This is a genomic window from Lacisediminimonas sp. (assembly GCF_030645335.1).
Classification (GTDB): domain Bacteria; phylum Pseudomonadota; class Gammaproteobacteria; order Burkholderiales; family Burkholderiaceae_D; genus Lacisediminimonas.
Window position 1 is genome coordinate 22,347 of sequence record NZ_JAUSNH010000035.1, and the last position, 9,182, is coordinate 31,528.

The 9,182-nt window shown below is 62.5% G+C and carries 7 protein-coding genes; 1 reads left to right on the forward strand and 6 read right to left on the reverse strand.

Going from position 1 to position 9,182, the window contains the following annotated elements; all coding sequences use genetic code 11:
* Positions 1-161: 161 nt before the first annotated feature.
* Genes Q7T64_RS02420 through Q7T64_RS02445 form a run of 6 tightly spaced genes read right to left on the reverse strand, consistent with a single transcriptional unit; the run spans position 162 to position 7,663 of the window.
* A complete protein-coding gene (locus Q7T64_RS02420) occupies positions 162-1,493 on the reverse strand; it encodes a TolC family outer membrane protein (RefSeq protein ID WP_304790584.1) in 1,332 nt (443 codons plus the stop codon).
* Positions 1,494-1,521: 28 nt separating this feature from the next.
* Complete coding sequence (locus Q7T64_RS02425; RefSeq protein WP_304790587.1) at positions 1,522-1,845, reverse strand: rhodanese-like domain-containing protein; 324 nt, start codon at positions 1,843-1,845, stop codon at positions 1,522-1,524.
* Between the two features lie 25 nt (positions 1,846-1,870).
* Entirely contained in the window at positions 1,871-2,521 is a 651-nt protein-coding gene (locus tag Q7T64_RS02430) for a protein-L-isoaspartate O-methyltransferase (RefSeq protein WP_304790590.1), read from the reverse strand.
* A gap of 43 nt (positions 2,522-2,564) precedes the next feature.
* A complete protein-coding gene (locus Q7T64_RS02435) occupies positions 2,565-5,783 on the reverse strand; it encodes an efflux RND transporter permease subunit (RefSeq protein WP_304790593.1) in 3,219 nt (1,072 codons plus the stop codon).
* 35 nt (positions 5,784-5,818) lie between these two features.
* The gene (locus tag Q7T64_RS02440) at positions 5,819-7,012 is read right to left on the reverse strand and encodes an efflux RND transporter periplasmic adaptor subunit (protein ID WP_304790596.1); all 1,194 of its coding nucleotides are present in this window, start codon (positions 7,010-7,012) and stop codon (positions 5,819-5,821) included.
* Complete coding sequence (locus Q7T64_RS02445; protein WP_304790600.1) at positions 7,013-7,663, reverse strand: TetR/AcrR family transcriptional regulator; 651 nt, start codon at positions 7,661-7,663, stop codon at positions 7,013-7,015.
* A gap of 833 nt (positions 7,664-8,496) precedes the next feature.
* Between Q7T64_RS02445 and Q7T64_RS02450 the strand changes: the two genes are divergently transcribed.
* The coding region (locus Q7T64_RS02450) for a hypothetical protein (protein WP_304790603.1) at positions 8,497-9,182 on the forward strand (686 nt) is incomplete at its 3' end.

Below are 9,182 nucleotides of genomic sequence, written 5' to 3' on the forward strand. Positions count from 1 at the left end.
TGGCGTCGGTCAGCGAACTACTTTTCAGAAGCTGCGCTTGCCGTCACATCGAGCCTGGGTTGGCCGCTGGAATGCCCGTTGGGATGCACTATCCCTGCTGCCGCAGCCGCGCAAACCGCGATAGCCTGCCTGCGTGGCAGGTGATCTGCCGCGCCGGTGCATCAGGGTTGCAGCAGGGCGTTGACCTGCTGCAGGTCTTCTTCCTTGAGTACGCCCGCTGCACTTTTCAGCCGCAGGCCATTCAGTACCGTGTCGTAGCGCGCACGCGCCAGGTCGCGCCGGGTGGAGAACAACTGTTGCTGCGCATTGAGCACGTCGATGTTGATGCGCACGCCGACTTCATAGCCCAACTGGTTCGCTTCCAGTGCGGATTGGCTGGAAATCTCGGCTGCCTGCAACGCCCGTACTTGCGCCAGCCCGCTCGACACGCCGAGGAAAGCCTGACGAGCGGACTGTTCCGCAACGCGGCGTGCATTGTCCAGGTCCGAGCGCGCCTTGTCTTCCAGCGCGATGGCCTCGCGCACCCGGCTGGTGGTGGCAAAACCGGAAAACAGCGGCAGGTTCAGTTGCACGCCGATCTGGCTGCTATTGCTCTGGGTGCCCGGGATAACGGTTGCGGTGGTGGTCGGCGAGCCGTTGACCACGCTACGGCCGCGGCTGGCCACGAGATCGAGTGTGGGCGCATGGCCGGCACGGTTGCGCTTGATTTCGCGCTGCGCGATTTCCAGCGCCAGTTGCTGGCCGAGGACGCCATAGTTCTGTCCCTGCGCTGTCGACACCCAGTCCTGCATGGCGGCCGGTTGCGGCGGCGTCAGCGCCAGGCCGGGCTTGAACGGCGCCAGCATGCCGGGTGGCTTGCCGATAATCTGCTGGACTGCCGCACGCTTGATCTGCAAGTCGCTTTCGGCGGCGAATTCCTGTGCCACGGCCAGGTCGAACCGGGCTTGCGCTTCATGCGTGTCGGTAATGGTGGCGGTGCAGACTAGAAAGTTGCGCTTGGCTGACGCCAGCTGCTCAGTGATCGCGGTCTTTTGCGCCTGTACGGTGGCCAAGGTGTCTTGCGCGGCGAGGACGTCGAAATACGCTTGGGATATCCGCACCATCAAGTCTTGCTGTGCTTGTGCATACACCGCGCGTGTGGCGGCGACCTGCAGTTTGCTTTGTTGCCAGGATTCCCAGTTCGCCAGGCGAAACAGTGGCTGGGTCAGCGAAATCGTGTAGGCATTGGTGGTGTTGTTGCGGTCGCTGCTGGCGCCGCCCAGCGTCACGTCTGCAAGGGTGCGGGTGCTGCTTGCCCCGAGGCCGACCACTGGCAGCAATTGCGCAAAGCCCTGGGGCTCGCGTTCGCTGCCGGCGGCCAGGCTGGCGCGCGCGCTGGCAAATACCGCGTCGTTGGCCAGCGCTTCCCGATACAACTGCAGCAAGTCGGCCGCGTGAATGTTGCTGGTTGCAAAAACGCCGGCCAGCAAGGTGGCGATCAGGGTGGTGCGCATGGTCTCTCCGCTAGGTCGAATACGATATTCAGTAGGTCGGCATGCTGCCGTCGACCTGGGTTGCCCAGGCGTGCATGCCGCCGGTCAGGTTGATTACATTGGAAAATCCGTTGCGCTCCAGGAAAGCGGCCACTGCCATGCTGCGTGCGCCGTGGTGGCAGATGCAGACGATTTCCGTCTCCGGGTCAAGCTCCTGCTGGCGCGCCGGCACGGTATTCATTGGCATCAGCGTCGCGCCCTCAAGATGGCAGGTCTGGAACTCCCAGGGCTCGCGCACGTCGAGCAGGAACGGCCTGGCTGCGGCGTCGTCGGCCAGGCGTTGTGCAAGTTCGGTCACGCTCAGGTGTTTCATCTGATTTGCCGTTGCAAAAGCCGGTTCAGAAGCGAAAGTGCGACCGGTGCTCGGCATTGCGCAGCGCCGGTACATTGGTCTCGAACAGCATTTCGGTCTGGAAGTCGCGCTCGGAAACACGGGTGGTGCGTTGCGCTTCCATGACCGGCGCTTCGCCGATGAAGGCCAGCAAGCGTCCGCCAATCTTGAGTTGTTGCAGGAAGGCGTCCGGCAGGGTGGGCAGCGAGCCGGAAATCACGATCACGTCGAACTGCTCGCTGCCAAAGCCGCGCGCACCGTCGCCGAGCACGACGTCGACGTTGCTGATGCCGTAGCTGGCCAGGTTGCTGGCGGCCAGCGACTTGAGCACAGGCTCGATATCGACCGTGGTGACATGACGGGCGCGGTGCGCCAGCAGGGCGGCCATGTAGCCCGAGCCAGCGCCGATTTCGAGCACGGTCTCATGTTTCCTGACGCCGGCTTCCTGCAGGATGCGCGCTTCCACCCGCGGCGGGAACATGTTTTCACCGCATGGCAGCGGTACTTCGGTATCGGCAAACGCCAGGCTGCGGTAGGCGGCGGGAACGAATTCCTCGCGCCGGACGATGGTCAGCATGGCCAGCACTTCAGTGTCGAGCACGTTCCATGTGCGGATCTGCTGTTCGATCATGTTGAAACGGGCTTCTTCGATTTTCATGATTCAGTTCAGTTTGGATGGGGAGGGGACAGGGCGCATTCTATCAAACGACCTCATCGTTCTTCGACTGCGGCGCGGCGAATTCTTGTCCGGCGTCGGGCCGGCCTTCGCCGTGCCAGCGCCGGCGCGCCCAGGCGCCCAGGTCGTCAAGGTAGGTGTAGATGACCGGCACCACCACCAGCGTCAGGATCGACGAGGTAATGATGCCGCCAATCACCGCCTGGCCCATTGGTGCACGCTGTTCGGAGCCTTCCGACATGCCGAAGACCAGCGGCACCATGCCAAATACCATGGCCAGCGTGGTCATCAGGATCGGGCGCAGCCGGACATGGGCCGCTTCCAGCAGGGCGTCGTGGCGATTGCTGCCGGCTTTGCGCGCCTGGTTGGCAAAATCGACCAGCAGGATCGCGTTTTTGGTGACTAGCCCCATCAGCATGATGAAGCCGATGATGGAAAACATGTTGAGCGTCGAGCGAAACAGCATCAGCGACAGGAACACGCCAATCAGCGTCAGCGGCAGCGCCGACATGATCGCTACCGGCTGCAGGAAGCTGGCGAACTGGGAGGCCAGGATCATGTAAATGAAAATGATCGCCAGCGCCAGCGCGGAAAGCGCATAGCCGAAGGATTCCTGCATGTTCTTGCTGGCGCCGCCAATCTGGTAGCGATAGCCGGCTGGCCATGTCATCGAATCAAGCGCCTTTTTCAGGTCGGCGTTGACTTGTCCGGACGAGCTGCCGACCACGTTGGCCGACATTTCGACTTCGCGGTTCAGGTCACGGCGATTGATCTGACTGGCCCCGACCGAGGGTTCGATCGTTGCCACCTGGCGCAGCGGCACCATGCGCGGCGAGCCATCGGCATTCTGTTGTGAACTCGACAGCATCAGCCGCAGCAGGTCGTCGGGATTGTTGCGTTCGTCCGGCGCCAGCCGCACGGTGACATCGTAATTTTCGTCGTCCGGTGCGCGCCAGCTGCTGGCGGCTTCACCGGCCAGCAGGGGGCGCAGCGCACCGCCGATCTGCGCCACGCCGATGCCGAGGTCGGCCGCAATATCGCGCCGCGGCTGGACCGAAATTGACGGTTTGTCGGCCTTCAGGCTGGAATCGAGGTCGACCACGCCGGGAATGGCTTTCATCTTTTGCTGCAATTGCGCTGACAGGCCAGCGAGCTGCTGCAAGTCCGGCCCCAGGATGGACAGGCGCAATTGCTTGTTGTCGCCGCCCACGCCATCGAGCGCGCCGATATGGGTGACGGTGATGCCGGCCAGCTGCGTGAGCCGCGCGCGCATCGGCACGCTCATCTGGCTGGTACTGCGGCTGCGTTCCTTACGCGGCAGCAGCCGCACGAAAACCGTTGCGTAGTTGCGGCCTTGCGACACGCCGGTGTTGATCGTGGTGTACAGGTCGCGCACTTCGGGGAATTCGCGCAGTACGGCTTCCACCTGGCGCGCCTTGGATTCAGTGAATTCCAGCGAGGAGCCGACCGGCGTGTAGAACGTGACGCCGGTTTCCGAATAATCGGCCTGCGGCACGAACTCACTGCCGATCAGGCCGGACGCGGGCAGCGCCAGGCCGCCGGCGAAGGTCGCCAGCGCAATCAGCAAGGTGGCGATGCGATGCCGCAGTGACCAGCCCAGCGCAACCTGATATTGGCGCGATAGCCATTGCACGCCCTGGTCGAACACGCCCAGCACGCGGCCGATGCTGCGGGCATACCAGCCGTCCTTGCGGCGCGTGCTGCTATGGGCGTCGGGATCGGGCCAGATCGATGACAGCATCGGATCCAGCGTGAACGACACGAACATCGAAATCAGGACTGCCGCAGTCACCGTGATCCCGAACTGGTGGAAGAAACGGCCGATGATGCCGCCCATGAAGCCGACCGGCAGGAACACTGCCACGATCGACAGCGTCGTGGCCAACACGGCCAGGCCGATTTCGGCCGTGCCTTCCAGCGCCGCCTCCCGGTGGGTCTTGAAGCGCTGGCCGACCTTCATGCCGGCATGGCGCACGATGTTTTCACGCACCACGATGGCATCGTCGATCAGCAGTCCCACGCACAGCGACAGCGCCATTAACGTGATCATGTTGATGGTGAAGCCGAACAGGTCCATGAACAGGAAGGTGCCGATCAGCGCGACTGGCAGTGTCAGGCCGGTAATCACGGTCGAGCGCCAGGAATTGAGGAACAGGAACACGATCAGCACCGTCAGCGCCGCGCCTTCGATCAGGGTGCGGCGCACGTTATCGACGCCGATGCGGATCTGGCGCGAGCCATCCTTGATGACTTCGGTGCGCACGCCCGGGTGGATCGCCTTCAGGGTCGGCTCCAGCTCGCGCAGCGCGGCGGCCAGGCCATCCGCGACTTCGATGGTGTTTTCCCCCTGCGCCTTCAAAATGTCGAGCGCCAGCGTGCGTTGGCCGTTGTACAGCGCCAGCGATTCCTGTTCCTGCTGGCTGTCGACCACCTCGGCAAGCTGGCCCAGCGTCACCGGCTGGCCGCCGCGCCGCGCCACCACGATGCGGCTGAATTCTGCCGGATTGCGCACCCGGCCCTGTACTTGCACCACCCGTTCGTCGACGCTGCCGCGAATGGCGCCGGCCGGCAGTTCCTGGTTCTCGTTACGTATCGCTGTAATGACCTGGTCCACGCCGATTCCCAGCGCTTCCATCTGTTGCGGCTTCACATAGATCTGGATTTCCCGTTTGACGCCGCCTACCAGCGTCACTGAACCGACGCCGCGCACATTTTCAAGGCGCTTCTTGACCACCTGGTCGGCGATCGTGGTCAGCTCGCGCAGGCTGCGTTGCTTGCCGCCCGTTTCGTTGGAGACCGACACCGAGAACACCGGCCGGTCGGCCGGGTCGTAGCGGGTGATCCGCGGTTCGTCGATTTCCTTGCGGAAGGTGGCCTTGATGGCGGCGACTTTTTCGCGCACATCCTGTGCCGCCTGGGCCGGATTGACCGTCAGTACGAATTCGATGATGACAACCGACGAGCCTTCATATGACCGGGACGTCAGGCTGTTGATGCCATTGATGGTGTTGACCGCTTCTTCCACCTTGCGGGTGACGTCGGATTCGACTGTTTCAGGCGACGCGCCAGGGTAAGTGGTCTGCACCACCACCACCGGAAAGGTGACGTCCGGGAACTGGTCGACCTGCAGCCGCTTGTAGGAAAACAGTCCAAGCACGATGAAGGCCAGCATCATCATGGTGGCCAGCACCGGGTTGCCGATACTGATTCGCGTGAACCACATGGATCAGGTCTCCGCTATCGGTGAATGGGGGCGATTCATCGCGCCGCCGCTGCGCTGGCGCCGCCATTGACGGCTGCCGCAGCGGTGCCAGCGCCGCTGACTTTCACCACCGTGCCGGGGTGCAATTCACCGAGATTCACGCGCACCACCCGCTCCCCGGCCGACAGGCCTTCCAGTACTTCCACCGAAGGCTCTGCTTCGGTGCTGCCGCGCAGTCCCAGGCGCACCGGCTTGCGCACGATCACGCCGTTCTGAATGGCATAAACGGTGCTGCTGCCGGCGTCGGTGCGCACTGCCGATTGTGGCACTGTCAGCACGCCTTGCTTCTTCACCAGCGTGAGCCGGGCGTCGCCGAACATGCCGGCCTTGAGCTGGCCTTGCAGATTGTCGATCCGCACATACACCAGGATCGAGCGTGATCCGGCCTGGATAGCGGGATTGATGCGGACCACCTGGCCCGTCACCGGTGCAGCCAGGCCGGCAAAGCTGGTCTGTACTTCCTGCCCCAGGGAAACGGCCATGATTTCCGAAGTCGGCACCGCGCCTTCAAGTTCCATCGTGCGCAGGTCGATCACCTCCAGCAGCTTGTTGTCGGCGGACACTTTTTCGCCCGGCTGCACCGAGCGACTGCTGATGATGCCGGCGATCGGTGCGCGGATCACGGTGTCGGACAAGGCTTTCTGCGTGACATCGAGGGCGCCGCGTGCCGATTCGACGTTGGCGCGGGCGATCTCGAACTGGCTCTGGGCATTGTCGAAGGCATTCTTCGAAATGAAATTCTTTTCCAGCAGCGCCCGGTTGTTCTCGCGCGCCTTGGTGGCAATGTCGAGCTGGGCGCGGGCGGCCTGCAAGGCGCCGCGCGTCTGCGCGGCCCGGCTTTCGTATTCGCGCACATCCATTCTTACCAGGATCTGTCCGGCCTGCACGGTTTCGCCTTCACGCACCAGTACCGCCTGCACCTCGCCGGCAATGCGCGCCTTGACCGCGGCCTGGTTGACCGCGCGCAGCGCGCCGGTCAGGGCCAGGGTCTGGCGCAAGTCTTGCACCTGGGCCTGGGCAATGTCGGATGGCAGAAATTCAAGTGTTTGCGGGGCGCTGGCCACGGCAGGGGCCGCCGCCTTTTTCTTTTTCTGCATCGCGCCAAGCGAGATGGCCAGCACACCGGCCAGCAGCAGCACGGCAATTGCGAGCAGCCAAAATGAACGACGCTTGGGCATGAGGGGTTTCATTCAGTTCCTGGCGGGTGCGCAGAGCAGGCCGTGGGTGAGCAGGTCGATAAAGCAGCGCAGGTAGTCGGGCGACGCGATCGGCTCGATGTGGCACAGGCCGAACGAATGCTTCCATAGCATCAGGGTCAGCATGGGCGAGACGATCACCATATTGGCGTGCTTGAGATCGAGCGGGCGGAATTCGCCGCGCTCGACGCCGCGTTCCAGGATGCGCACGACCATGCCGTTGCTGCGGGAAATGATTTCTTCGTGGTAAAAGCCCGCCACTTCCGGAAAATTGCCGGCCTCGGACATCATCAGCTTGGTGATGCCGGACAGCTTGGTGTCGCCGATCTTCGCCCACCAGCCAAGGATGAATTCGCGGAACAGGTCCGCACTGTGGCCGGCATAGCTGTCGATCAGATCCTGCGCCTCGTCCAGCACCGGCGTCAGGTTTTCGCGGATGACGGCCTTGAACAACTCTTCCTTGTTATTGAAATACAGGTACAGCGTGCCCTTGGACACGCCGGCACGCGCTGCCACGTCTTCCAGGCGTGCAGCCGCATAGCCGCGTTCGACGAACAGGTCGAGTGCGGCTGACAACAATTCCTGCGGGCGAGCGTCTTTACGGCGCTCCCAACGCGGTTTATGGACTTTTTCCTGCGTAGACATGATTCCAGTGCATTTCAAGAAACAATAACTAACCTACCGGTCAGTAATATAGGGGGTGGGGTGCCGGGCGTCAAGGCCGCAATGCGCGCACGTGGCGGGCGACTGGGGGGGCGGCGTATTGCGTACCCGTCCCAACAGTGAACCGCCTCCGCATTCCGGTTACCCACGCCGCGCCGCACGACATGGGCAGATTGATTCCCTATCGAACTGCAAGTGCCAAACAACACGTACCCCACCCCAAAATTACGCAGAGGACTGCAATGAGTGATTCCGCCCCGTCGATCCGACCGCCCATAAATTCCAGAACCACAAGTAGCCAAGCTCTCCAGGTTCCAACTCCTGCGCCTGTCACCAACACCGCGGGCAACCCGCCGCAGGTTGGTCTGCCGCGTCGTGACAACACGACTGGATTGCCGGCGTCCCCTCATCAGGAAGCAACGCCCGTTCCCCCGTCAACGCCTCGCGGCAATGCCGGTCGTCCGCTGCCTTTGCCCCCGGGACAAGTGCAAACAGCGTCGCCACCAGTGCCGGTTCAATCCTTAAGCACAGTCGCGCTACCCACGCTGCCACCGTTGCCGACATCGCCTTTCGCAAGCGCGGAAAAAAAGAAGTCGCTGGTTCCGCTCCTTCGCTTGCCGCCCGCGCAAGCGGAATTGACGCCGCCGCCTGCAGACCAGCCGCCACCCCCACCTCCTGCAGACCAGCCGCCACCCTCGCCGGCATCTGCTGTTCGGTCCGGACTTGCAACACCAGGCTCGCCGACCAGCAACGCGACCTCTGGACTGCCTGCTTCACCGAATTCGCCCTTTGCCGGGCCGCCGCCGCCGTCCGACATGCCGCCGACTTCACCTCGGTTGTTGGCCAGGCAAGCTGGGTCTGGACAGTCAGGTCATTTGAGTCCAACCAGCCCCCGAACATCGTCGTCCCGTGTGTTAGCGACGACGACCACCACTGCCAATACCGCCACTACAACTACGTCGATAGTGACATCGACAACGGTTGCCACCAGTCCGCGGGCGGTCGCCAAGAAAAAGGAAGACAGCGAAAAGAAGAACGACAGCGAAAAGAAGGGAGACGGCGAGAAGAAACGCTTTGGCGTGCGACGTGCAAAAACCATGCAGAGCATGCGGCCAGCAGAAAATGTCGACGAAAAGGCAAAGCCGGCGCAAGCCAAGGTCCTGGTTCCGACTGTGTTGTTTGATCCAGCCGAGGCGGCAAAACAAGTCACGAAAGCCGAAAGCAACAGCTATAAGTTGCCCGCTACGCGCAAACAGGGAATGCCGGTTTTCCGTGGAGCGGCATTCAATAAAACCGAGAACGGCAAGATATCGGTGTATGCGACGGCATGGCAACCGCATGCCGAAGTGGTTTTTTCGCGACCGGAAGTCCTGGCGATTTTTGAGGAAGTGGACGAATCCGCACTCGGATCCAAGAATTTGCAGTCGATCATTGACGGACTCAATGCGCAAGAAGCGGCGAAGTACAACATGCCAGGCATTAAGGCAAAACCCAAAGAAAT